The sequence below is a fragment of the Chania multitudinisentens RB-25 genome (genome assembly GCF_000520015.2).
Taxonomy (GTDB): domain Bacteria; phylum Pseudomonadota; class Gammaproteobacteria; order Enterobacterales; family Enterobacteriaceae; genus Chania; species Chania multitudinisentens.
This window is the reverse complement of sequence record NZ_CP007044.2, coordinates 4,145,081-4,169,868: the sequence shown is the minus strand read 5'-3', so window position 1 is coordinate 4,169,868 and position 24,788 is coordinate 4,145,081. Positions and strand designations below refer to the sequence as shown.

28 protein-coding genes are annotated in these 24,788 nt (G+C 54.4%); 12 read left to right on the top strand and 16 right to left on the bottom strand.

The genetic code is table 11. The features are described 5' to 3' along the window. Positions 1-267: 267 nt before the first annotated feature. From flgB to flgL, 11 genes are all read left to right on the top strand, one after another. On the top strand, positions 268-681 hold the full coding sequence (gene flgB / locus Z042_RS18480) for a flagellar basal body rod protein FlgB (RefSeq protein WP_024911993.1): 414 nt from the start codon (positions 268-270) through the stop codon (positions 679-681). 5 nt (positions 682-686) lie between these two features. After that, entirely contained in the window at positions 687-1,091 is a 405-nt protein-coding gene (gene flgC / locus Z042_RS18475; RefSeq protein WP_024911994.1) for a flagellar basal body rod protein FlgC, read from the top strand. A gap of 12 nt (positions 1,092-1,103) precedes the next feature. Further along, on the top strand, positions 1,104-1,802 hold the full coding sequence (flgD, locus tag Z042_RS18470) for a flagellar hook assembly protein FlgD (protein WP_024911995.1): 699 nt from the start codon (positions 1,104-1,106) through the stop codon (positions 1,800-1,802). 70 nt (positions 1,803-1,872) lie between these two features. Continuing rightward, complete coding sequence (gene flgE / locus Z042_RS18465; protein WP_024911996.1) at positions 1,873-3,111, top strand: flagellar hook protein FlgE; 1,239 nt, start codon at positions 1,873-1,875, stop codon at positions 3,109-3,111. 46 nt (positions 3,112-3,157) lie between these two features. Then, on the top strand, positions 3,158-3,913 hold the full coding sequence (locus Z042_RS18460) for a flagellar basal body rod protein FlgF (RefSeq protein WP_024911997.1): 756 nt from the start codon (positions 3,158-3,160) through the stop codon (positions 3,911-3,913). Between the two features lie 17 nt (positions 3,914-3,930). Beyond that, on the top strand, positions 3,931-4,713 hold the full coding sequence (flgG, locus tag Z042_RS18455) for a flagellar basal-body rod protein FlgG (protein WP_024911998.1): 783 nt from the start codon (positions 3,931-3,933) through the stop codon (positions 4,711-4,713). Between the two features lie 26 nt (positions 4,714-4,739). Then, on the top strand, positions 4,740-5,432 hold the full coding sequence (flgH, locus tag Z042_RS18450; RefSeq protein ID WP_024911999.1) for a flagellar basal body L-ring protein FlgH: 693 nt from the start codon (positions 4,740-4,742) through the stop codon (positions 5,430-5,432). 60 nt (positions 5,433-5,492) lie between these two features. Next, positions 5,493-6,593 (top strand): flagellar basal body P-ring protein FlgI, encoded by a 1,101-nt coding sequence (locus Z042_RS18445; RefSeq protein ID WP_024912000.1) that lies wholly within the window; start codon positions 5,493-5,495, stop codon positions 6,591-6,593. Further along, the gene (flgJ, locus tag Z042_RS18440) at positions 6,593-7,537 is read left to right on the top strand and encodes a flagellar assembly peptidoglycan hydrolase FlgJ (RefSeq protein ID WP_024912001.1); all 945 of its coding nucleotides are present in this window, start codon (positions 6,593-6,595) and stop codon (positions 7,535-7,537) included. Before Z042_RS18445 ends, flgJ begins: the two co-directional genes overlap by 1 nt. Positions 7,538-7,663: 126 nt before the next feature. Next, positions 7,664-9,316 carry a flagellar hook-associated protein FlgK gene (flgK, locus tag Z042_RS18435; RefSeq protein ID WP_024912002.1) on the top strand — a complete coding sequence of 551 codons (1,653 nt, stop codon included), beginning with the start codon at positions 7,664-7,666 and terminating at the stop codon, positions 9,314-9,316. Positions 9,317-9,452: 136 nt separating this feature from the next. Beyond that, positions 9,453-10,415, top strand: a complete 963-nt coding sequence (gene flgL, locus Z042_RS18430; protein ID WP_024912003.1) for a flagellar hook-associated protein FlgL — start codon at positions 9,453-9,455, stop codon at positions 10,413-10,415. 154 nt (positions 10,416-10,569) lie between these two features. Here the strand turns inward: flgL and fliR are convergent, their stop codons facing one another. The 13 genes from fliR to fliF form a co-directional block, all read right to left on the bottom strand. Beyond that, complete coding sequence (fliR, locus tag Z042_RS18425; RefSeq protein WP_024912004.1) at positions 10,570-11,352, bottom strand: flagellar biosynthetic protein FliR; 783 nt, start codon at positions 11,350-11,352, stop codon at positions 10,570-10,572. Between the two features lie 2 nt (positions 11,353-11,354). Further along, positions 11,355-11,624 carry a flagellar biosynthesis protein FliQ gene (gene fliQ / locus Z042_RS18420; RefSeq protein ID WP_024912005.1) on the bottom strand — a complete coding sequence of 90 codons (270 nt, stop codon included), beginning with the start codon at positions 11,622-11,624 and terminating at the stop codon, positions 11,355-11,357. Between the two features lie 20 nt (positions 11,625-11,644). After that, positions 11,645-12,388 carry a flagellar type III secretion system pore protein FliP gene (fliP, locus tag Z042_RS18415; RefSeq protein ID WP_024912006.1) on the bottom strand — a complete coding sequence of 248 codons (744 nt, stop codon included), beginning with the start codon at positions 12,386-12,388 and terminating at the stop codon, positions 11,645-11,647. Continuing rightward, a complete protein-coding gene (gene fliO, locus Z042_RS18410) occupies positions 12,385-12,789 on the bottom strand; it encodes a flagellar biosynthetic protein FliO (RefSeq protein ID WP_024912007.1) in 405 nt (134 codons plus the stop codon). Before fliO ends, fliP begins: the two co-directional genes overlap by 4 nt. Further along, positions 12,789-13,205, bottom strand: coding sequence for a flagellar motor switch protein FliN (gene fliN / locus Z042_RS18405; protein WP_024912008.1), 417 nt, complete (start codon positions 13,203-13,205; stop codon positions 12,789-12,791). The genes fliO and fliN overlap by 1 nt, the downstream gene beginning before the upstream one ends. Next, positions 13,198-14,202: a flagellar motor switch protein FliM gene (gene fliM / locus Z042_RS18400; protein WP_024912009.1), complete on the bottom strand. Its 1,005-nt coding sequence runs from the start codon at positions 14,200-14,202 to the stop codon at positions 13,198-13,200. The genes fliN and fliM overlap by 8 nt, the downstream gene beginning before the upstream one ends. A gap of 6 nt (positions 14,203-14,208) precedes the next feature. Then, the gene (gene fliL / locus Z042_RS18395; protein ID WP_024912010.1) at positions 14,209-14,700 is read right to left on the bottom strand and encodes a flagellar basal body-associated protein FliL; all 492 of its coding nucleotides are present in this window, start codon (positions 14,698-14,700) and stop codon (positions 14,209-14,211) included. A gap of 167 nt (positions 14,701-14,867) precedes the next feature. Further along, complete coding sequence (locus Z042_RS18390) at positions 14,868-16,013, bottom strand: flagellar hook-length control protein FliK (protein WP_024912011.1); 1,146 nt, start codon at positions 16,011-16,013, stop codon at positions 14,868-14,870. Continuing rightward, positions 16,010-16,456, bottom strand: coding sequence for a flagellar export protein FliJ (fliJ, locus tag Z042_RS18385; protein WP_024912012.1), 447 nt, complete (start codon positions 16,454-16,456; stop codon positions 16,010-16,012). Before fliJ ends, Z042_RS18390 begins: the two co-directional genes overlap by 4 nt. Positions 16,457-16,474: 18 nt before the next feature. After that, complete coding sequence (gene fliI, locus Z042_RS18380) at positions 16,475-17,836, bottom strand: flagellar protein export ATPase FliI (protein WP_024912013.1); 1,362 nt, start codon at positions 17,834-17,836, stop codon at positions 16,475-16,477. Continuing rightward, positions 17,836-18,516: a flagellar assembly protein FliH gene (gene fliH, locus Z042_RS18375; protein WP_024912014.1), complete on the bottom strand. Its 681-nt coding sequence runs from the start codon at positions 18,514-18,516 to the stop codon at positions 17,836-17,838. The genes fliI and fliH overlap by 1 nt, the downstream gene beginning before the upstream one ends. Beyond that, on the bottom strand, positions 18,509-19,504 hold the full coding sequence (gene fliG / locus Z042_RS18370) for a flagellar motor switch protein FliG (RefSeq protein ID WP_024912015.1): 996 nt from the start codon (positions 19,502-19,504) through the stop codon (positions 18,509-18,511). The genes fliH and fliG overlap by 8 nt, the downstream gene beginning before the upstream one ends. Then, entirely contained in the window at positions 19,498-21,174 is a 1,677-nt protein-coding gene (gene fliF, locus Z042_RS18365; protein WP_024912016.1) for a flagellar basal-body MS-ring/collar protein FliF, read from the bottom strand. Before fliF ends, fliG begins: the two co-directional genes overlap by 7 nt. A gap of 285 nt (positions 21,175-21,459) precedes the next feature. Here fliF and fliE point away from each other — a divergent pair, with 285 nt between their 5' ends. Further along, positions 21,460-21,774, top strand: a complete 315-nt coding sequence (gene fliE / locus Z042_RS18360) for a flagellar hook-basal body complex protein FliE (RefSeq protein WP_024912017.1) — start codon at positions 21,460-21,462, stop codon at positions 21,772-21,774. 577 nt (positions 21,775-22,351) lie between these two features. Here the strand turns inward: fliE and fliT are convergent. Genes fliT through fliD form a run of 3 tightly spaced genes read right to left on the bottom strand, consistent with a single transcriptional unit; the run spans position 22,352 to position 24,545 of the window. Further along, on the bottom strand, positions 22,352-22,702 hold the full coding sequence (fliT, locus tag Z042_RS18355) for a flagella biosynthesis regulatory protein FliT (RefSeq protein ID WP_024912018.1): 351 nt from the start codon (positions 22,700-22,702) through the stop codon (positions 22,352-22,354). After that, positions 22,702-23,112: a flagellar export chaperone FliS gene (gene fliS, locus Z042_RS18350; protein ID WP_024912019.1), complete on the bottom strand. Its 411-nt coding sequence runs from the start codon at positions 23,110-23,112 to the stop codon at positions 22,702-22,704. Before fliS ends, fliT begins: the two co-directional genes overlap by 1 nt. A gap of 20 nt (positions 23,113-23,132) precedes the next feature. Then, the gene (fliD, locus tag Z042_RS18345) at positions 23,133-24,545 is read right to left on the bottom strand and encodes a flagellar filament capping protein FliD (protein WP_024912020.1); all 1,413 of its coding nucleotides are present in this window, start codon (positions 24,543-24,545) and stop codon (positions 23,133-23,135) included. Positions 24,546-24,788: the final 243 nt, after the last annotated feature.

Here is a 24,788-nt window from a genome sequence, read left to right as displayed (position 1 = left end):
CGCCAACGTTTTGTGCTGTTTGCCACCCTCGCCTTGAGAGTGGGGGTTAGGGGAAGGGACGGCATCTTGGGCAAGGGCGGGGCATCGCCCGGCGTTTTACCTTTCATTTTCGCCTCAGCAAGTGCAACCACAATGTGCACCAGTGTAGCTATTGAGCGCAAAACTTAAGCAGAAAAATAGCGCGGCATTTTGCTGTTATTCCGGCGATAGGGGGTGGTTTGGAACGCTTATGCTGTTCACTCGACGTTCTCATCTTGCGGAGGGAGCATGCTCGATAAATTAGACACTGCTCTACGCTTTGGCCAAGAGGCGCTGAATTTGCGGGCCCAACGGCAGGAAATCCTGGCAGCCAATATTGCTAATGCCGATACGCCGGGTTATCAGGCCCGTGATATCGATTTTGCCAGCCAACTGCACAACGTTATGAGGCAGGAGCGCACCAATGGCCGTGGCATGGGGTTAAGCCTGACCTCAACGCGCCATATTCCAGTGCAAAACCTGCAACCACCGGCGCTTGATTTACTGTTCCGCGTGCCGGACCAGCCAGCCATGGACGGCAACACGGTGGATATGGACCGCGAACGTACCCATTTTGCCGATAACAGCCTGAAGTATCAGGCAGATCTGACCCTGATAAACGGGCAGATCAAAGGCATGTTGTCTGTGCTGCAAGGAGGATAAACCGCATGTCGCTACTGAGTATTTTTGATATTTCCGGTTCTGCGCTGTCGGCGCAATCTCAACGCTTGAACGTCAGCGCCAGCAACATGGCGAATGCGGACAGCATCACCGGCCCAGGGGGTGAACCCTACCGGGCCAAGCAAGTGGTATTTCAGGTGGCTGCCGTGCCGGGCCAACTGACCGGCGGAGTACGCGTAGCACAACTGGTGGACGATCCGGCCCCGGAGCGGCTGGTGTTTCAGCCGGGGCATCCGCTGGCCGATGCCAAAGGATACGTGCGGATGCCCAACGTGGATGTAGTGGGTGAAATGGTCAATACCCTATCGGCTTCCCGCAGTTATCAGGCCAATGTTGAAGTCTTGAACACCACCAAATCCATGATGATGAAAACCCTGACGCTGGGTCAGTAACCGGAGTTTTTTATGGCGATTGCCGCAACCACCAATGAATCACGGGATAACACCGTTGCCGGAGCCATTGACCAACCCCGCGCTAGCGAGGATTTAAACAAAAATTTTCTGAATCTGCTGGTGGCTCAGTTGAGGAACCAAGATCCCACCAACCCGATGCAGAACAATGAGCTGACCACGCAGTTAGCGCAGATCAACACCGTCAGCGGGATTGAAAAACTCAATACCACGCTGGGGGCGATTTCGGGCCAGATCAACAGTAACCGCTCAATTCAGGCCAGTTCCCTGATTGGCCACGGCGTGATGGTGCCAGGGAAAGCGATCCTTGTGGGGAACCAAGGTGGCAAGGTGAGTACCACGCCTTTTGGCATTGAGCTGGAACGCACTGCTGATGCGGTCACCGTGACGATCAGTGATGCAGCCGGCAAAGTGGTGCGCACCATGGAAATTGGCGGCGTGGCCGCCGGGGTGCATGCGTTTACCTGGGACGGTTCGATGGATGACGGCAGTAGCGCACCGGATGGGGCTTACAGCGTGGCAATCAACGCCAGAAGTGGCAGTGAACAGTTGGTGGCACAACCGCTGCGTTTTGCCCTGGTCAGTGGGGTTACGCGCGGGACTGATGGGGCGAAATTGGATCTGGGGGTGGCGGGTAGCGCGATACTGGACGATGTACGCCTGATTCTGCCCAAAGTTGGGGCAACCGAATAACCCCATTGCCTGTCCGATCGGCAAGGGTGCACCGAGCCGATCCTGAATCACACTTATTTCGGAGAACAACATGGCCTTTTCTCAAGCAGTCAGCGGTTTGAACGCGGCGGCAACCAACCTGGATGTGATCGGTAACAATATTGCCAACTCTGCAACCTACGGCTTTAAATCAGGCAGTGCCTCGTTTGCTGATATGTTTGCCGGTTCTCAGGTGGGGCTGGGGGTTAAAGTGGCCGGGATCACGCAAAACTTCAACGACGGCGCGACTACGCCGACCAGCCGTTCACTGGATATCGCCATCAGCGAGAACGGTTTCTTCCGCATGCAGGATAACGCTGGTGGGGTTTTCTATACCCGCAATGGTCAATTCACCCTGGATGAAAACCGCAACTTGACCAACATGCAGGGGCTGAGTTTGACGGGTTATCCGGTAGCGGGAACACCGCCAACCGTTCAGCAAGGGGCCAATCCGCTGCCGCTGAGTATCCCCGAAGGTTTAATGAAAGCGCGAGCCACCACGATGGGCAATATGGTGATCAACCTGAGATCAACCCATCAGGTTCCAGAGACGCAGCCCTTCGATCCCGGCAACACTGCATCATTTAATTACGTCAACACCATTACCACCTATGACTCATTGGGTAATGCCCACAATATCAACGCGTATTTTATTAAAACGGCGGATAACCAGTGGGATGTTTACACCCAGGATGGCAGCGTGAATGGCTCTCCAGCCGGGAAAGCCGGTAGCCTGAATTTCAGTACCAGCGGTACGTTGACCGAGACGCGCGATGTTAATGGCGACCCCAGTGCCATACCGTTCAACCTGGTGATCCCGATGTCTGCCAAAGACGGCGCACCGGCGCAAACCTTCAATCTGAGCTTTGCAGGCAGCCTACAGCAGAATGTGGGCAGTGATTCTGCCAGCCGAACGGTTCAGGACGGTTATACCACCGGTGAGTACAAAGGTTTCCAGATCAATAAGGATGGCACCGTGGTGGGGGTGTATTCCAACCAGCAAACCCAATTGTTGGGCCAGATCGTACTGGCCAATTTCTCTAACCCGGAAGGGTTGGAATCACAGGGGGATAATGTCTGGAGAGAAACGGCGGCTTCCGGCCAATCACGGGTGGGCCTGGCCGGTGGGGGAAGTTTTGGTTCACTGACCAGTGGTGCATTGGAAGCCTCCAATGTCGATCTGAGCCGGGAACTGGTGAATATGATTGTGGCCCAGCGCAATTATCAGTCGAATGCGCAAACCATCAAAACCCAGGATTCGATTTTACAAACCTTGGTCAGCCTGCGCTAAGCGCCCGTTGACCAATAACGCCGCTTGAATAGGCGTGAGGATGGCTATGGATCACGCAATTTATACCGCGATGGGGGCAGCTCGCCAGACTCTGGAGCAACAGTCGGTGACGGCTAATAATCTGGCTAACGCCTCAACGCCTGGATTCCGCGCCCAACTGCTGGCACTGCGTGCGGTGCCGGTGGCTGGGCCGAGTGTGCCAACGCGCACCCTGGTGGCGGCCTCAACACCGGGGGTAGACCTGCGCCAGGGGCCGCTGAACTATACCGAACGGCCGTTGGATGTGGCATTGCAGCAGGATGGTTTTCTGGTGGTCAGCCAGCCGGATGGCAGCGAAGCCTACAGCCGCAACGGCAATATTCAAATCTCCGCCACAGGGCAGTTGATCGTACAGGGGCGGCCGTTGCTGGGGGATGGTGGGCCGATAGACGTGCCTCCGCAGGCACAGCTGACTATCGCGGCGGATGGCACGATCTCGGCGCTTAACCCAGGCGATCCCCCCAATACGCTGGCCCAGATTGGCCGCCTGAAATTAGTTAAAGCCGCAGCGTTTGAGGTGATACGCGGTGATGATGGCCTGTTTCATCTTAGCGCGGCTACCCAGCAGCAACGGGGTACTACGCTGCCCAACGATCCGCAGGTGCGGGTCATGCCAGGGGTACTGGAAGGCAGCAACGTGAAGCCTACGGAAACCATGGTGGAGATGATTGCCAACGCCCGCCGCTTTGAAATGCAAATGCAGGTCATCCAAAGCGTGGATGAAAACGCGCAGCGTGCTAACGCAGTGCTGGCAATGAGCTGAGTGCAGAGGAGTACGTCATGATCCCATCTTTATGGATTGCCAAAACCGGCCTGGATGTGCAGCAAACCAATATGGACGTGATCGCTAACAATTTAGCGAACGTCAGCACCAACGGTTTTAAGCGCCAGCGCGCGGTATTTGAGGATCTGCTGTATCAGACCCTGCGCCAGCCGGGGGCACAGTCTTCCGAACAGACCACCTTGCCTTCGGGTTTACAGATCGGCACCGGTGTACGCCCGGTGGCCACTGAGCGAATTCACGGCCAGGGCAACCTGTCACAGACCAACAACAGCAAAGATGTGGCGATCAAAGGCCAGGGCTTTTTCCAGGTGATGTTGCCGGATGGCAGCCCAGCTTACACTCGCGACGGCTCATTCCAGGTTGATCAGAACGGCCAACTGGTTACCGCCAGCGGTTTTCAGGTGCAACCGGCGATCGCCATTCCGGCCAATGCCTTGAGCATCACCGTGGGGCGTGACGGTATTGTGAGCGTCACGCAACAAGGCCAGACGGCGGCTCAACAGGTGGGGCAACTGACGCTGACCACCTTCATCAACGACAGTGGCCTGGAAAGCCTGGGGGAAAATCTATATCAGGAAACCGTCAGCTCCGGTGCGCCGAATGAAAGTACGCCGGGTCTGAATGGTGCAGGTTTGCTGTATCAGGGATATGTGGAAACCTCAAACGTTAACGTGGCGGAAGAACTGGTCAATATGATCCAGACCCAGCGTGCTTATGAGATCAACAGTAAAGCGGTAGCGACTTCGGATCAGATGCTGCAAAGACTGACGCAGCTCTAACCGCCGTACCCGAGTGAGAGAAACCTGTGGCAACCCGATATCTCATTACCAGCCTGCTGCTGCAAGCGCTGCTGCTTGGCGGTTGTGCTTATCTGCCGCGTACGCCTTTGGTGGAAGGGGCGACCACGGCACAACCGGCGCCTGCCACCGCGCCGGTGCCGAATGGGGCTATTTTTCAGGCCGCCCAGCCGATGAACTACGGCTATCAGCCGCTGTTCGAAGATCGCCGCCCGCGTAATATCGGCGATACCCTGACTATTGCCTTGCAGGAAAACGTCAGCGCCAGCAAAAGCTCATCGGCTAACGCCAGCCGTAACGGAGCCAGCACCTTTGGGGTGGCAACCGCGCCGCGTTATCTGGCGGGTCTGCTGGGGAATGCGCGGGCCGATATGGATATTGCGGGTGACAGCACTTTTGGCGGCCAGGGGGGAGCGAATGCCAACAACACCTTTAGCGGTACGATCACCGTAACGGTCAATCAGGTATTGGCTAACGGTAATCTGCATGTGGTGGGGGAAAAACAGATTGCCATTAATCAGGGCACCGAATTTATCCGTTTCTCCGGTGTGGTCAACCCGCGCACGATCAGCGGTAACAACTCGGTCACGTCAACGCAGGTGGCGGACGCCCGGATTGAATACGTTGGCAATGGCTACATTAATGAAGCGCAAACCATGGGGTGGTTGCAACGTTTCTTCCTGAACGTTTCACCGTTTTGAGATGCAATACCGTTGCACACTGACAGCCACACGCCCTTTGAGCCAGGTGGGTAAGAGATCATGTTGAAGAAAATATTAACAGTGTTGCTGGCGATCATTCTCACCATGCCCGCCTACGCCGAGCGCATCCGCGATCTGGTCACCATACAGGGCGTGCGGGACAACGCGCTGATTGGTTACGGGCTGGTGGTCGGGCTGGATGGCACGGGCGATCAGACCATGCAAACCCCGTTTACTACCCAGAGTTTGAGCAACATGCTGTCGCAGTTGGGGATCACGGTGCCAGCAGGCACCAATATGCAGTTGAAAAACGTGGCAGCGGTGATGGTTACCGCCAAGCTGCCGCCATTTTCCCGGGTTGGGCAGAGCATTGACGTGGTGGTGTCCTCGATGGGGAATGCCAAAAGCCTGCGCGGCGGTACGTTGCTGATGACGCCGTTGAAAGGTGTGGATAACCAGATTTACGCGCTGGCGCAGGGTAATGTACTGGTCGGCGGCGCGGGCGCGGCGGCGGGGGGCAGCAGTGTGCAGGTCAACCAATTGGTCGGTGGGCGTATCAGCAACGGCGCCATCGTTGAACGGGAGCTCCCAACCACCTTCGGCCAGGATCGGGTGCTCAATCTGCAATTGAACACTGATGATTTTACGTTAGCACAGCAAATCAGTGACGCGATTAACCGCCAGAATGGCAGCGGAACGGCCACGGCGCTGGATGCCCGCACCGTCCAGGTACAGGTGCCGTATGGCAACAGTTCACAGGTGCGTTTTTTGGCGGATATTCAAAATATCAGCATTAACATTGGTTCTGTTGATGCCAAAGTGATCATCAATTCACGTACTGGTTCGGTGGTGATGAACCGCGATGTGATTCTGGATTCCTGTGCGGTCGCACAGGGTAACCTGTCGGTGGTGGTTGATCGGCAGAATATTGTCAGCCAGCCGGACACCCCGTTGGGTGGCGGCCAAACGGTGGTAACGCCGAATACCCAGATTTCCGTGCAGCAGCAGGGTGGCGCACTGCAAAAAGTGAATGCCAGTGCCAACCTCAACACCGTGGTGCGCGCCTTGAATGCGTTGGGTGCCACCCCGATAGACCTGATGTCGATTTTGCAGGCCATGCAAAGTGCAGGCTGCCTGCGAGCCAAACTGGAAATTATCTGATGAACCGCGATCTGCTGGCTATCTCCGGTGCTGCCTATGACGCTCAGGCGCTGAATGACTTGAAACGGCAGGCCACCGCCGATCCACAGGGCAGCCTGTTGCAGGTGGCACAGCAGATTGAGGGCCTGTTCGTGCAGATGATGCTGAAAAGCATGCGTGCCGCCTTGCCACCAGGTGGCCTCTTGAGCAGCGAGCAAACGCGTTTATACACCGCGATGTACGATCAGCAGCTTGCCCAGCAGATGTCGCAAAAAGGGTTAGGCTTGGCAGAGATGATGCTGAAACAGCTTTCTGTAACCCATGCCGGGCAGAGCGCAGCGGCAGGCATCATTGTGCCGATGTTGTTGGGTAACGATGGGCCGTACACCGCGCCGAGCCAGATACTGGCACAACGGGTACGCCGCGCCGTGCCGAAAATGCCGCCGGAGGCACCGATACCCTTGACCAATGGCAATTTTGTGGCGCGTTTATCCATTCCTGCACGGCTTGCCAGCCAACAAAGCGGCATTCCGCACCAGTTGATCATGGCGCAGGCCGCACTGGAATCTGGTTGGGGCCAGCGTGAAATCCCGGCGGCAGATGGTTCACCAAGTCACAACCTGTTCGGGATCAAGGCGGGCAGCAGTTGGCAAGGCCCGGTAACGGAAATCACTACGACTGAATTTACACTGGGTGCGGAAAAAAAGATCAAGGCCCGTTTTCGCGTGTATGGCTCCTATGCAGAAGCACTCAGTGATTACATCAAACTGCTGACTAATAATCCCCGCTATGCCGGTGTGGTAAGCGCCCGCAGCCCGGAGCAGGCAGCGCACGCCTTGCAACAGGCCGGTTATGCCACCGATCCACAGTACGCCAGGAAACTGGTCAACCTCATGCAGCAGATGCAAAGCGCCAATGCGCCAGTGGCAACAGCCTACGCGCAGGATTTGAACGATTTATTCTGATGTTTCTCTTGGTTTTTCCCCTCAAGTTTTCCCTTTCGATGCCGATAATCCCTACAAGTTAAGTGGGAAAGTATTACAGAATCATTGAACTCTATGGGCTTTTGCCTCATCGCATAAGGAATTTATATGTCCAGTGGCTTGATTAATACCGCGATGAGTGGGCTGAATGCGGCGCAGATCGCACTTGGCACCGTCAGTAATAATATTTCCAACTACAACGTGGCAGGCTATAACCGGCAAAGCGCGATATTGGCACAAAATGGCGGCCAGAGGACGCTGAACGGATTTATCGGTAACGGGGCGGCCGTCACCACGGTGCGCCGTGAATATGACCAGTTTATCGCTACGCAGCTGCGCGGAGCACACAGTCAGGCGGCGGCTCAGAATAGCTATTTCGAAAAAATCGGCCAGATTGACAATTTGCTGTCGGCCAAAACCAATACCCTGGCGACGGGCATTGAGGATTTCTTCAAGAACCTACAGAACGTGGTGAGCAATGCTGGGGATGATGCGGCTCGTCAAACCGTGCTGGGGAAAGCCAATGGGTTGGTGAACCAGTTCAATAATACGGATAAATACCTGCGAGATATGGATGCAGGTATTAATCAGCAACTGCGCGACAGTGCGATTCAAATCAACAACTACAGCCAGCAAATCGCCAGGCTGAACGACGAAATCACCCAAATGCGTGCCAGCAGCGGCGGTAGCGAGCCTAATGCGTTGTTGGATCTGCGCGATCAACTGGCCAATGAGTTGAATAAAGTCGCCGGTATTCAGGTGATTCAACAGGATGGTAATACCTACACCGTGACGTTTGCTAACGGCCTGACGCTGGTGCAGGGCAATATCGCCTACCAACTGGAGGCGATGCCCTCCAGCCAAGATCCGGCGCGCCTGACGCTCGGTTACAACCGGGGCCAGGGTGCCAGCGAAATCCCTGCAAGCCAGATGACTCACGGCAGCGTCAGCGGCGTGCTGCAATTTCGCCGCGAATCACTGGACAGCGCACGCAATCAACTGGGGCAGTTGGCGCTGGCGTTGGCGAGCAGTTTTAACCAACAGCATCGTGAGGGTTTCGATATCAATGGCGATCCCGGCGGCGATTTTTTCCGTTTTTCCGGCGGCTATGGCGTGAGCAACGCTCATAACCGTGGGGATATGGCGGTGTCGGTGGCTTATACCGATACCCGCCAAGTTAAAGCCAGCGATTACCACCTGGAATTTGACGGAGCCAACTGGCAGATCACCCGCCTGGCCGACAACGCCAAAGTGCCAGCCAGTGCCGGAACCGATGCCAATGGCAAACCGACGTTGAACTTCGATGGTTTGCAGATCGGTATGAACGGTAACGTGCAAAAAAATGACAGTTTCATTCTGAAACCGGTCAGCGACGTAGCAGGCAGCTTGACGGTGGCGATAGGGGGTTCTGCGCAATTGGCCGCCGCCGGGGCAAAAGACGCTGGCAAAGGGGATAACGACAACGCCAAGAAACTGCTGGGCTTGCAAACCCAAAAAGTGGTGGAGGGGAAAGCCACGCTGAGCGGTGCCTATGCCGGGTTGGTCAGCAGCGTGGGTAACCAAACGGCAACTGCCAAAATCAACAGCACTGCGCAAGGCAGCATCGTTAAACAGCTGGAAAATCAGCAGCAATCGATTTCCGGGGTCAATCTGGATGAAGAATATGCCGAACTGCTGCGCTTTCAGCAGTATTACATGGCGAACGCGCAGGTGATTCAAACCGCAACGTCGCTGTTTGATGCGTTACTGAGTATCCGCTGATGTTTACCGTCGCCAGGTTAATCGCTGGTTTCGCTCCCGAAAATAATACTCATCCCGATATGGGTGCAAGAGAGAGTTTATTGGGAAAAGGGAGCATTTCACGGGGTTCAGCCGCTTATTTTAAGGAATTGATGCCATGCGCATGAGCACCAGTATGATTTACCAGCAAAACCTGTCGGGCGTTACCCAGAATCAGTCTTTATGGATGCAGGCCGGGCAACAGCTCTCCAGCGGGAAGCGTGTGCTTTACCCTTCAGACGATCCGTTAGCGGCTTCACAAGCGGTGATGGTTTCTCAGGCGCTCGCGGAAAACAGCCAATATGCCTTGGCGCGCACCTTTGCTCGCCAGAATATTTCATTGGAAGAAAGCGTACTGCGTGGTGCCGCAGTCAGTATTGAAGGCATGAAAACCCTGCTGGTGAGCGCGGGTGACGGTACGCTCAGCGACAACGATCGTGATTCGCTGGCGACGCAGTTACAGGGGCTGAAAGATCAGTTACTCAGCCAGGCGAACAGCACCGACGGGAATGGCCGTTATCTCTTTGCGGGTTATGCCAACGATCAGCCACCTTTTGTTGAACAGGGGGGAACGGTGGTGTATCAAGGCAGCGCTTCGCGGATCGAACAAAAAGTGGATGCCAACCGCTCGATGATCGTCGGCCATACCGGTAATGCGATCTTTATGTCGTTGACCAGCAACGCGAAGCCGGAGCCGGATGGCAGCCCGGCAGAAACCAGCGTGTTCAACAGCATCGATATGGCATTGAATGCCCTGAAAACGCCGTTACAGGGGGCAGATAGCGCCACCCGTAATCAGGTGAGAGCGGTTTTAGATAAAGCCGCCCGTGGTTTGGATAATACCTACAACCAGGTTCTGAGCACCCGTGCGGTATTGGGGACGCAATTGCAGGAGTTGGAGGTGTTAGACAACATCGGCGTTGAGAATACCTACTATCACCAGGCTCAACTGAGCGCGCAGGTGGATGTGGATATCGTTGAAGCGATTTCCACCTACTACATGCAGCAGGCGGCGCTACAGGCATCGTATAAAACCTTCAATGACATGCAGGGAATGTCATTGTTCCAGATGAGTCGTTAATGGGGTTATCCCACTATTTTCCGGGTGGGAACGTTTTAGGTGTGCTGAGAGGCGCTGGTGAGTGGCAACACCGCTAGCAGCTTCTTGAAACCGGGCACACTTTTTGGGTACGGCACTCTCTCTCCTACTCATGCTCGAGTGCCGTACCATTTTTTTAAGGGTTCATGCCGCCCATTACCGCCGCCAGTCGCTCAAAAAACTCTCCGAACAGACGCTCACAAAAGGGGGCTAACATTGGCATCATCAAGCCGATGGTGAGAATGCCAATGGTCATGGTCACCGGGAAACCGATCACAAACACCGAAAGTTGCGGTGTCACGCGGTTGAGCAGGCCAAGCGCCAGATTCAGCGTCAGCAGCAGGCAAATCAGCGGCAGCGCCAGCATCATGCCGTTAATAAAGATCAGCGAACCGGCCTGTGCCAGCGCCAGAAAACCGTTGCCATTAAGGGGCTGAGCCTGGATCGGCAGCGTATGGAAGCTGTCGGCCAGCAGGGAAATCAGCCACAGATGGCCGTCAAAGCTAAGGAACAGCAGCATCGCCAGCAGGTTCAGCAGGCGTGCCAGGATCGGTGTATTGGGGCCACCGGAAGGATCAAAAAAGGTAGCGAATGACAGCCCCATTTGCAGGCCGATCACCTCCCCGGCCAGGCGCACGGCGGCAAAGGCAAACTGCATGGTTAACCCCAGCGCTACGCCAATCAACACTTGCTGAATTGCCAGCCACAGGCCGGTGATCGAAAAAATGGGGATAGTGCTGTTGGGTAATACGGGAACGAGCAGCAACACGATCAGCGCGCCAAGGCCAATTTTCACCCGCTTGCTGATGGCTTTTTCGCTGAACAGCGGTGCCGTGCCAATCAGCGCCAGCACGCGCAACAACGGCCAGAAAAACTGGCTTAACCAGCCGCTGAGCTGCGCACTGTCGAAGGTGAACATGATTAACCGATCAGGTTGGGCAGGTTGCTGAACAGGATACGCATGTAATCCAGCAGCAGATTAAGCATCCATGGCCCGGCAACGATAATCGTCACCACCACGGACAGAATTTTGGGAATGAACGACAGCGTCATTTCGTTAATCTGCGTTGCGGCTTGCAACAGGCTCACTATCAGGCCGCTGATCAGGGCGGCCAGCAGCAGCGGAGCGGCCAGCGCCAGGGCGACTTTCATCGCTTCGGTGCCGAGTGCCATTACCGATTCGGGTGTCATGAAAAACCTCCTTTAGCCGCCTAGCTATAAAAACTTTGCGCCAGTGAACCGAGCAGCAACTGCCAGCCATCCACCAGCACAAACAGCATCAGCTTGAACGGTAACGAGATGGTTGCCGGGGGCACCATCATCATCCCTAATGCCATCAGCACGCTGGCTACCACCAAGTCGATGATCAGAAACGGGATAAATACGGTAAAACCGATTTGGAACGCGGTTTTCAGCTCGCTGGTGACATAAGCGGGCAACAGGATGCGCATTGGCACCGCTTCCGGGCCCGCCAGCGGCGGTAAATTTGCCAGCTTGGCGTACAAGGCCAAATCGGTTTCCCGCGTCTGGCGCAGCATAAATTCATGTAATGGCTGTGCTCCCTGCTGAATGGCCACATCCAGGTTGATCTTATCCTGGCTGAAGGGCAGATAAGCCTCCTGATACACCTTGTCAAACACCGGCGCCATAATGAAAAAGGTCAGAAACAGCGCCAGCCCCAACAGCACCTGATTGGGCGGAGCAGAAGGGGTGCCCAGTGCGTTACGCAGCAGCCCCAGCACGATAATGATGCGGGTGAAACTGGTCATCATCAGCAATAGAGCGGGCAGGAAGCTGAGCGAGGTCAGCAACACCAACGTTTGTATCGGCAATGACCAGCTTTGGCCGCCGTTGGCCAAAGGTTGGCTAATCAGGCCCGGTAATTGAGCAAGGGCGTTCGGGCTGATCAACAGCAATAAAACAAGGGTGGCGCGGCGGTGAGGTGAGCGACTCATGCTGATTTCTCCGGGCGTTTCAGCACTTTCTGCATAAGCCGGCGGAAATCCGCGGGCGGCAGGTTTTCCGCCTGCGCGGGCGCTTTTTCCGGGGCGGGCAGGGTATGCAGCGGAGTAATCTGTTGGGCGGTGACGCCCAGCACCAGCCAGGTGTTATCCACCTCAACGATCACCACGCGTTCGCGTTGGCCCACTGGGCAGCTGGCTTTTAGCTGGAGTAGTTTATTCCCGTGGGTTTGGGAGGCAAAACCCAGGCGACGATACAGCCAGCTCACGCACAGAATCAGCAGCAGAATAACGCTCAGCGCACTGCCGACCTGCATCAGTACCGAACCAGCGGGCAGCACCGTAGTCGGTTGCTGTTGGGTGCTTTGTGTCTGTACGGCGGCATTGGCGTTCATCAGCGGCTCAGTCGGCGCATGCGTTCGGAAGGCGTAATGATATCGGTGATGCGCACGCCGAATTTGTCGGCCACCACGACCACTTCACCTTGGGCGATCAGATAACCGTTGATCAGAATATCCAGTGGTTCACCGGCCAGGCCATCCAGTGACACCACGGAACCTTGCGACAGGCGCAGCAGTTCTTTGATGGTCATTTTGGTGCGGCCCAGTTCGACGGTCAGCTTGACCGGGATGTCCAGAATCAGGTCGATATCCTGCATATTGCCTGTTGCCTCCTGCGTTTCCAGCGCGTTGAAAACGCCTTCGGTGGTGGCTGCGGATGCCTCGCTGGCCTGTTGTTCGTTAAACGCATCAGCCCACAGATCCTCTACCGATGCCTGTTCTGTGCCAACCAGTGGCTTTGCATCATTCATTGGGCTGTTCCTCATGCAGAGTGTGCAAAATGGGGTTAATCAGATGTTCAATACGCAGGGCGTACTGCCCGTTCAGCGTGCCGTATTGGCTGGTTAAAACCGGTACGCCGTCAACGTGGGCGATCAGGCGTTCCGGTTTATCAATGGGCAACACATCGCCAGGTTGCAGTTGCAGCACTTTTGACAGGCGCAGCGGGATATCAACGAAGTTGGCAACCAGCTCCAGCTCGGAATGCTGTACCTGTTTCACCAACGTTTCGCGCCAGTCGCTGTCTTCCTGCCGCGAGTTTTCCAGCGGAGGATTGGTCAGCAGTTCACGCAGCGGCTCAATCATGGCAAACGGGATACAGATATTGAATTCACCGCTCAGTGCGCCGATTTCCACCTGAAACGGCGTGGTAACCACGATGTCATTCGGTGAGGTGGTGATATTGGTGAATTTGACCTGCATTTCGGCGCGTACATATTCCACGTTGATTTTATAAATGGCACTCCAGGCATCGCCGTAGGCGTCCAGTGCCAGGTGCAGCATACGTTTGATCACGCGCTGCTCGGTTGGGGTAAATTCGCGGCCCTCCACTTTGGTAGGGAAACGGCCATCACCGCCGAACAGGTTATCTACGGCGATGAACACCAGGCTGGGCGCAAACACGAACAGCGCGGTGCCACGCAGCGGACTCAAATGCACCAGATTCAGGTTGGTGGGCACCGGCAGGTTGCGGGCAAACTCATGGTATGGCTGGATTTTGAGCGGGCCGACCGTAATGTCCGGGCTGCGGCGCAGCAGGTTGAACAACTCGATGCGAAAATGGCGGGCAAACCGTTCATTGATGATTTCCAGCGCCTGTAAACGCTCACGCACCACGCGGCGCTGGGTATTGGGATCGTAGGGTTTTACGTCGTTATCACGGTGGTGGGCGACAACCGGCTCGGCGCTTTCGGCTTCGCCGTTGAGCAAAGCGTCAATCTCTGCCTGTGAAAGAATGCTATCGCCCATAAATCATTACCGCAGGATAAAGGCAGTGAACAGCACGTCGCTGATCACCTGCGGCGGTTGTCCCTTAACCAGCGGCAGACTCAGCACGTCTTTAATCTGCGTGACCAGTTGCTGTTTACCGGATTCGTTGGCTAATTGTTCCGCTTCCTGCTGTGCAAGCAGCATCAGCAGGCGGCTGCGCACTTCCGGTAAAAAGTCGTTTAATTGACGGCGCGTTTCTTCATCGGGCAAGCGTAGCGTCAGGCCGATATACAGCACGCGCTCAAGGTTGTTGTCCGGGGTCACCAGATTGACGGTAAAAGTCTCAAGCGGCATAAACACCGGCGCGGCTGGCAGTGGTTTTTTTACTGTGGCAGCCGCTGGGCCGTCTTTGGAGGTTTGCATCACCCACCAGCGATAACCCGCAGCACCGCACGCGGTAAGCGCGAGCAGAACTGACAGGATCACCCAGAGTGGGCGCTTTTTCGTTGCTGTGGTTGGCAGAGGATCTTGAGACATGGCGTAATCAATTTCCTGTTGTTATACCCCGGTTTTTCACGCGGTAACGCGGTATAGCGTGCTTAAAATTACACGCATGGCGTAGAAGGGTATTATCCCGCCTATTCTGGCAGGCAATAGCCGGAATAGGCGGGGAAAAGCGTGTCAGCTTGGGCATTTGTGGGCATTCAGGCGAAAATATCAATGCCGCTGGCTGAATGGCCCATCTTCTGCAAAGTGACCGGCACTGGGATAGGTTCGATGGGCTGCTGCACGTCGACATGCTGTTCATGGCATGCCGGTTGCGTATCGTGATGAGCGGCCTGTTGGCGCGGTTGCTGTGATTGAGATTCCGCACCCACGCTGCTCTGACCGAGATTGATGCCGTTTTCCTCTAAGGCGGTGCGCAAGTAGGGTAAGGCGGCCTCTACCGCCATCCGCACCTGATGGTGTGCCGAGGTGATATGCAGCTGTGCTTGATTGTCATCAAGCTTCAGCGTGATCTGCAATGTACCTAATTCCTGCGGGTGCAGGCGCAGTTCGGCACGCTGCTGGCCGTTGTGGTGGAACATGAATACCTGTTGGCTCAGTGCCTGCTGCCATTCCGGGCTGCCGAGCGGTGCCGCTAATTGTGGGGTTGGTGAAGGGCTGATGGCCGCGTTGAACGGCGTGGCTGCCGGATTGGCAATCGGGGCCGAAGCGGTTGGGTTTATCGGCGCTGGCGGCAGAGCCGGTTCAGCCGCTGACTTTAACGGCGTCGTGGCGTATTCGGCTATTCCCTCTGGTTGGGGAACTATGGGCGCGAAAGGCTGATTTTTCATCGGCAGAGAAGGTTTTTCGGTAACGGCTGCTGGCGCTTTTGACGGCAGCACAGGCGCTGTCAATGCCTCAGCTTGACTCTGCGCTGTGGCCGGTAAGCTGGTGGTTGTATTATCAGCGGGCTTCTCGGTGGCATCAGGCAGAGCGAGCGGTGGCGCAGGCAAGAGGGCGACCAGGGATTGCAGTAGCGGGTCTGGTGGCAATAAGGCTGCACCCGGTGTTTCCGCTAGCGGCGGTGTCTGCTCATCGTGATGCGAGATATCTTGCCGCTTCGGTAGCGCCGGTTCGTTGAACAAGATAGGTAGTGGGTTAAGAGAGGCATGAGGTAACGTACTGGCCTCAGAAGTACCGGCCGCTAAGGAGGGCTCAGCTTGTGGCGTATCAGGTAAAAAACGTTCACCCAGTAGTTGAGCAAAGGCCGCCAGCGGCTCGGTTTCGGCCAGCAACGGAGGTGAGCCAACGCGGGTCTGGCCGCCGCCAATAGGCAGCAGGCCGGGCAGAAGATTCAGATTCATAGGTGGAGATTCCTTTGTGAACTGCGTTGAGCGAACTCATCCATCAGTTTTTGGTCGCGCCTGTTTTCCCGTACCTGTTCAGCACTCAGGGCGCGGGTATGCAGCGTTTCGAACGCATTCAGGCGCTGTTGTTTGTCCTGCCATTGCTTCACGGCCTGATCGACTCTGGTATTCCAGTGCAGCACTTTCTGGTGGTGCTGTACGATGGCCTGTTCCAGCGTGCCGATAAACTGCTGGTAGTTTTGCCAACGAGCTGACTCCATGCCGGTGCACAACGTTGTATTCAGCTTTTGCCGATACTCATCCTGATAGTTGAGCAGCATAGAGAGCTGCTGTTCCGCTGCCTGTTGTGCCAGGCGAACCTGGCCGAGCTGCTGTGTGGCTTGTTCTACCGCATCCTGCGCCAGATTGCGCAGGGTCATCAGAGGGGATGGTGTGTTCATCGTGCTTCAGCCTTTGGGTTACAGGATCAGTTGCTGCAATTGCAGACAGGCATCGTGATAGCTGCTGCATTCAAAAATACCCTGTTGCAGATAAGCCTCCATTTGTGGGTACAGCGCGATGGCTTTATCCAACAGCGGATCGCTGCCTGCGGCATAAGCCCCGACGCTGATCAGATCGCGGTTGCGCTGGAAACTCGCCAGCATCTGCTTGAAATGACGCACCCGGCGGTAATGTTCATCATCAATCAACGCGGTCATGGCGCGGCTGATCGAGGCTTCAATATCAATGGCGGGATAATGACCGGCCTCCGCCAGGCGGCGCGACAGCACCACATGACCGTCGAGAATGGCGCGAGCGGAATCGGCTATCGGATCTTGCTGGTCGTCACCTTCGGTCAGCACGGTGTAAAAGGCGGTGATCGAACCGCCGCCGCTGATGCCGTTACCGGCGCGTTCTACCAGCACCGGCAGTTTGGCGAATACGGAAGGGGGATAGCCTTTGGTGGCCGGGGGTTCACCAATCGCCAGGGCGATTTCCCGTTGTGCCATGGCATAGCGGGTGAGGGAATCCATAATCAGCAAAACGTGCTGGCCGCGATCGCGGAAGTCTTCTGCAATGCGCGTGGCGTAGGCCGCCCCCTGCATGCGCAGCAAAGGTGAGACATCGGCAGGTGCCGCGATCACCACCGAACGGGCACGGCCTGCATCGCCCAGGATGTTTTCGATAAAATCTTTTACTTCACGGCCACGTTCACCGATCAGCCCGACGACAATCACGTCAGCCTGGGTGTAACGCGCCATCATACCGAGCAGCACGCTTTTGCCGACGCCGGAGCCTGCAAACAGCCCCATCCGCTGGCCGCGCCCGATGGTCAGCAAACCGTTGATGGTGCGCACCCCCACGTCCAGCACTTGCTCAATGGGGGTGCGTTGCAATGGGTTGAACGGCGGGGTGAACAAGGGGGCGCGGTGGTTGGTATCTGGCGCAGGCAGGCCGTCGAGCGGTTTGGCGCTGCCGTCCAGCACCCGGCCAAGCAGAGCTGAACCCAAAGGAAGCTGTTTGCTGGCACTCTGGCCTTCAGGGGCAATACGGGCATAGACGCGTGCGCCGGAGACGATACCGTCTACCTCCTCCAATGGCATCAGGAATAACCGCTGACCATTAAACCCGACCACTTCACTTTCCACTTCTTGCAGGTTTCCGGCGTTATGGCGTTCAATCAGGCAGGTGGCGCCCAGCGGCAGTTGTAGCCCGGTGGCTTCCAGCACCAGCCCGGTGGCGCGGGTTAGGCGGCCATAGCGGCGCACCGCTGGGGTACGGCTGATGCGTTTTTCCAGGGTATCCAGTGAATGCAGCCAACGGCCAAGGCGCTCGGTCATCAGAGTTCTCCCGGTGCTGCCAGGCGGCACAGTTCATGCCAACGCGTTGCCAGGCTGGCGTCCAGATCGCCTTCTTCTGCGCTGACTTTGCAGCCGCCAGGGTGCAGTTGACCATCAGCCAGTAACCGCCAGCCGTGCAGAGTGAGTGTGCTCCCTAACTGCTGTTCCACTTGCTCGTAATCCTGTGGATGCACGCGCAACTGAGGCTTGCCGCTGAACATCGGTTCCTGTTGGATCAACTGCTGGATCTGGCCAAGCAGGGCGGTGCCGTCACAGATTGGCGGTTGGCCAATCACCTGCTTGGCGGCGGTCAAGGCCAGTTGCATCAGGCGTGAGGTAATCACGCTGTCGAGGGCGTCCAGCGTATGCTGGAACTCGCTGACTAGCTGTTTCCAATGCTCAGTCAACGCCTGCTGCTGCTGGCCAGCCAACATGCCCTGCTGTTGGCCTTCTTCCAATCCGGCCTGGAAACCACTGGCATAACCTTGCTGTTGGCCTTCGGCGTAACCCTGCTGCTGCGCCTGCTGGCGCAGCACGTCAAATTGTTGTTGCCGGCTGTCAGCGTCATCCTGCGCTACAGGCACCGTGGCGGGTAACTCTGTTGCCAACTGCGGCGTGGGAGAGGCCAGATCTGTTGGTGACCAGGGTTGCCAGGGGAGGGTGTTGAGGCGTTCAGACATAGGTATCCTCGCTGCCGCCGACGATCATTTCGCCCGTTTCCGCTAAGCGGCGAACAATAAGCAGAATGGCTTTCTGTTCGTTCTCCACTTGTGACATGCGCACCGGGCCTCGGTTGGCCAAGTCGTCGCGCAGAATATCGGCTGCACGTTGCGACATGTTTTTGAGGAATTTCTCGCGCAGTGCGGGTTCGGCTCCTTTCAAGGCAACCAGCAGCGACTCGCTTTCCACTTCCTGCAACAGGCGCTGGATGCTGCGATCGTCCACTTCCACCAGGTTTTCGAACAGGAACATCTCATCGATGATTTTTTGTGCCAATTCGCCGTCGTACTCACGCATAGCGCCAATAACGGCTTCCTCCTGCTGGGTTTTCATCAGGTTGATAATTTCGGCGGCGGTACGGATACCGCCCATTTTGCTGCGCTTAAGGTTTTGACCATCCAGCCGGTTATTCAGCACTTCGGTTAATTCTGCCAGCGCAGCCGGTTGCACGCCGCCAAAGGTGGCGATACGCAACATCACGTCGTTGCGCAGGCGTTCTTCGAATAATTCGAGGATATCCGCCGCCTGGCCGCGTTTCAGATGTACCAGAATGGTGGCGATGATCTGCGGATGTTCGTCGCGGATCATATCCGCTGCACTCTGCGGTTCCATAAAGTTGAGGGTTTCCATCCCGCTGGTGGTTTCACGTGATTCGAGAATATCCTCCAGCAAACTGGCGGCACGTTCTTCCCCCAGGGCTTTAACCAAGACTGACCGCAGATAGTCGCCGGTATTGACGCTCAGGGCAGCAAACTGTTCGGCATCATCTTCAAACTCAATGAGAATTTCACTCAGCTGTTTTTGTGATACCTGGCGCATGCTGGCCATCGTGCCACTCAACTGTTGCACCTCACGGGAGGAGAGGTGTTTAAACACCTCGGCGGCGTGATCTTCCCCCAGCGTCATCAGCAGGATGGCGCTCTTTTCAGTCCCGCTCAGGCTCATGATTCGTTACTCATCCATTGGCGGATCACCAGCGCGACCACGCGCGAGTCTTTATCGGCCAGATCGCGCATTTGCTGGCTGCGAACTTCGGCATTCACCCGTTGTTGCGATTTTTTACGCTGTGCCAACTCTTCCGTATTGGCATCTAGCTGGTGGTTGCTATGGGGATGAGAGGTTTTCGGTGTGACCAGCCGATTTTGCCAGTGCGGGCGTACCAGTTTGCGCCACAGCAGCCAGGCCACCAGCAAGACCAGCAGATAACGGCCTGCATTGAACAGTTGCTGGATCACTGCCGCTGATTGCCAGAACGGTAATTCACCCTCGGGCGGTGCGATATCGCTGAATGGGGCGTTCACCACATTCAAGGTATCGCCGCGGGTTTTGGAGTAGCCCATGGCTTCACGTACCAGCGACTCCAACTGCGCCAACTGTTCTTTGTTCATCAACAGCGGTTTGCCCTCTTGGTCGGTTCCCAAGGTATTGACGACCACGGCGACGGACAGGCGCTCAACGGCTCCCGCTTTTTGCTGGGTATGACGGATGGTGCGATCGACTTCATAGTTGGTAGTGTCATCACGGCGGGTATTTTGCGGCGTGCTGTTGTTGGTGTTTGCCGCTCGTGCCGTGGGCGGTGTGGCGGCATTGGCATTATTCGGTTTGGGAGTTTCTATTGGCGCGCTGACCGGTGCGCTTGGCTGATTAGAAAGAGCCCCCGGCACACCGCCGATTGGCTGCCCGCCGATTGGCTGCCCGCCGATCTGTTCACTCTGGCTGGACTGCCTTGAGCGTACCGCCGATTGTTCGGGAGCCTGATTCGGTTGATATTGTTCATCAGTTTGTTCGCGGGTGGCAAAGTCAATCTGGGCGGTAACCTGGGCGCGCACATTAGCACTGCCGACAAGCGGAGCCAAAATGGTTTCAATACGTTGCTGGTAGCGGTTTTCTACCTCGTCGGCATATTTCAACTGAGCGGCGTTGAGATCGCGGCCAGTGCCATCGGACTGGGTTAACAGGCGGCCAGCCTGATCGACGACGGTAACATTGCCAGGGGGCAAACCCGCGACGCTGCTGGCAACCATATAAACGATGGCATTGATCTGGCCATCATCCAGAACGCGGCCAGCTTGCAAGGTCAAGGTAACGGAAGCGGAAGGAGCCTGTTGTTCACGGACGAACAGCGACGGTTTTGGCAGCGCCAGATGCACGCGGGCACGTTGCACTGGCCCCAGAGATTCGATAGTGCGTGACAGTTCGCCTTCCAGCGCCCGCTGGTAGTTGATCTGTTCACTGAACTGGCTGATACCAAACTTTTCTTGGTCGAGTAATTCGAAACCTATGGCTCCGCCTTTCGGTAGCCCTTGCTGTGCCAGGCGCAGGCGGGTTTCATGCACATTTTCCGCCGGGATCATCAGCGCAGAACCGTTTTCGGTGAAGCGATAGGGAATATTCATCTGGGTTAACTGCGTGACGATAGCGCCGCCATCGCGATCGTTAAGGTTACTGTACAGCACACGGTAATCTGGGCTTTTTGCCCACAGCAGCAAGGCGACCACGATGGCGATAGCAGCGGATGTGGCAATCAGCAGTGGGATTTTGCGGCTGGCGCGCAGGCGGTTCCACTGAGCCTGAAGGCCGTTAGCGTGATTTTCCCCTGTGGCTGTTGAGGCATTCATGCTGGGGTATGCCCCACAATCCATGACGAGACAGCGCCCGGCAGTTTTTTCGTCAAGTTGGCGTTGTAGGCTGGCAAAGCAGGCCCCCTGATTCAGGTATTCACAGGTGCTTTCATGGCTAGATAGGCCATTATTGGCTTTTAAGGTCAATTTTGATGGCTCAATAAACCGGGTTTTTTACAGGTAATTGGCCGCTTTGGCCGTGAAATGCTGTGTTAGGCTGGGAGCTTGAGTAGAGAAATACCGGTAAATCACGCACGCCGGAAACACCGTATCGAGGTCAGCATGGCAATTCAAAGCATCGAAGGGGTTTTGCAGCAATTGCAGGCCACGGCGCTACAGGCGGGCAGCCTGGGGCAAGCTAATCCAGCGCAGGGCGCAAGCTTTGCCAGCGAATTACAGGTGGCTGTCAATAAAATCAGCCATGCTCAACAGGCTGCCCGCAAACAGGCGCAGGATTTTGCCTTGAATGTAGCAGGTATCAACCTCAACGATGTGATGGTCGATTTGCAAAAATCGTCGATTTCATTGCAGTTAGGCGTGCAGGTGCGTAATAAGCTGGTTGCGGCTTATCAGGAGGTGATGAATATGGCGGTGTGAATACCTGAATGTTCAGATGGAGTATTCGGGATGAAGAGAGTTATCTTTATTTATAAAGACCGTATCTACATACCACCGATCATCCGTATGCTGACTAATATATTAAAGATAGCTTGCCTTTTGAACGCCGACGGTATTTGTGCCTCCGGCGTGAAGTACCAATTCTTTTTGCATCAACGATGTTTGAATGCTTTTTAAAGGAAAAGATACATAAAGCCATTAGGGACATCACTAAAAACTCCATTTTCTTATTCTTCCATGAGATTGGTAAATAAATCTAATGATTATTTTAATCGGCATGATTGTCAATACCATGATCTGAAATAGATTTAATTTTTTTCACTTTTGAGATTTATCTTGTTATTCATTAATTTTATAAATAAATTTACTTTTTTCCATACATAGAAAGTATGTTAGGGGCAATGAACAAAAAAAACAAACACTTACGGTCTTTACACATGGGTAACTCGCCAGTCTGTTCAACGCATTGATTAGCCTCTGTCAGTTTTAAAAGATGAACGATAATGCGGGTATGCTTCTGCATTGCTATTTGATTTTGTCGGTAAATTTAAATTTTTTATCTCAGCTGCGGCTGATGTAATAATGTTGTCTGACCATAAGCATTATTAACTTCTTTTTGTTGAGAGGATTGGGTAATTAATGATTTCAATTCATCCAGGCGTAATTGTAATAATCGCTTCAGTTCTGTTTCGTTATTGATAATTTGCTGGAGTTTATTACGCTGAATCTTCTGTAATGTCATTGATGAACCGGCAATTCCTATAGAACCGGCCGTTTTCTCCACCGCTTTAATGTAGGTTATTTCCAGCTCAACCAAAGCATCCCATTGCCTGGATTGCGCCAGCATAATCATTTGGTTACTCAGATTGTAAATTTGTTGATAGGTAGCTAACAGCGGTGGTTTCATTACACTACCTCCTTAGAGGGTTGATAGGTTTGGCCAATCTGGCGCCAGGCGTCAGCAATACTCTCCAGCAATTTGATCACTTCATCAATGGCTGCCATATCGTTATGCAGATTACCCTGCATCAGGCGGCGTTTCATATAGTCATAGAGTGCTGCCAGGTTATCGGCTATTTCACCCCCTTGTGCATGATTGAGCCCATTCTTCAGGCCATTATCAATAATATTGATCGCTTTTGAAATGGCCTCGCCTTTGCCTGCGATGTTCCCCTGGTTCATCAGTATTCGCGCACGCAGCAGAGCGTTGAGAGCTCCATCAAATAGCAGGGTGATTAACTGGTGCGGGCTGGCCCCCATGACGCCACTTTCAATACTGATTTGGGTGTAAACTTGAGTTCTATTATGGTTATACATGGTTGTTCCCGGCTTAAAAGTTAGGGTTTTTTAGATGAAAACTGTTGGGTTAAATAAGCACTGGTGCCGTTCAGTTTTGACATCATGTTATCCAGTTGCACAAATTGCTGTTTATAACGATCAATAGTGTTTTGAATACTTTCAGACACGCGGGCGATCTGGGTAGTCAGACGTTCAAGATCCTTATCGATACTTTTGGTTGTCTTTTCAAGGATCCCTTCCGCTTTAATGTATTCCTGTATTTCATTATGGATTTCGGTTGCCATACCGGTGTTTTTACCGTTGCCAACAAAAAAGTTTGTTATTTGCTGCGGTTTTTCATCAATTGCTTTTTTTAATTTTTCGTTATTGATTTCTAATTTTCCTGTTTTGCTGTTTGTGGAGATGCCGAGATTACCTAAGCCTTTCAGTTCAGGGTTATCCTGAGCGGTGCTGAGAATACTTTTAATTGACGACTGAAGGCCGCGCAGCGTGTAATCACCGAGCAAAGCACCATTTTTGCTATTTTGACTTTCACCACTTTTGACCGGGGTATATTTGGTCAAAGAATTGGAAATATCTAACAGTGAGTTATAGCTATCCACCCATTGCTTGATTTTATCTGCGGAACCCTGTTTATCAGTGTTGATAATCAGGTTTTGTGGCTCTGATGGCTTAGTCGTGGATATCAGATTGATCGTGACCCCTTGCAAGGCATCGGTGATTGAGTTGGTACTGCGGGTAATTTCGATGCCATTGATCTGGATTTTCGCATCTTGCCCCTTGCTGGATGCAAACATCGGGTTAGCAGCGCCTTTGGCTGGATCATAATTGAATAGCTCACCCAACTTATCGTCGTTGTTCACCTGGATAGCGATCTGGCTATTTTCGCCGGAAGTAGATGAATTGAGCGCTAATGCGTAGGCGTTATCCCCCACGCGCATAATGGTGGCGTTAACCCCGGCGTTGGCGCGATTTATGGCATCACGCATTTCTACCAGCGAAGTTTGTTCATCATGAAGTGAGATTTTAACTTCTTTGGGGGGAACGCCCGCGGTGATAGAAATTGATCGATTAATTGCTCCGTCGCTACCTAATTTAGCGGTTTGAGCGGCGATAGTGGCCGTTGAGGTCAGAATGGGGGATTGGGCTAATTGGCGTACATCAATGCTATAGCTACCCGCTACCGATCGGGTATTGGTTGTGATGTTGAATTGGCTATGCTGGCTGGCAGTGGTGTTATTAAAAAAATCAGCATTGGCCAGCTCTTTACTGAGGTTGTCAAATTTTTCCAATGCGCCTTTCAACGTACCGTATGCGGTCAATTTAGCGTTAGAGCTGGTTTGTTGGGTGGTGTATGGCATCAAACGCTGTTGTTCTGCTTTGCTCATCTGCTCCAGCAAACCATTGAGGTCTAGCCCGGAGCCGATACCTAATGAACTAATCGATGCCATTCGTGATGCTCCCAGAGTTAATAATAAATCTGCTTTTGACGTTATCGGTTCAGTAATAGAAAAGTTTACGGAAAAAATAAAAAGCAGATGGCGTAATAGAGGAGAGAAAATAGCGTTATTCGTGCCACGGATGAAAAATAAAAAAATGTTAAAGGTTGCCGAGAGGGAGCCGATATCAGAGGGGACGGTGGCTAACGCCGTGGGTAAATAAGCCCGAACCCTTTAATTGCGAATGAGAATTTA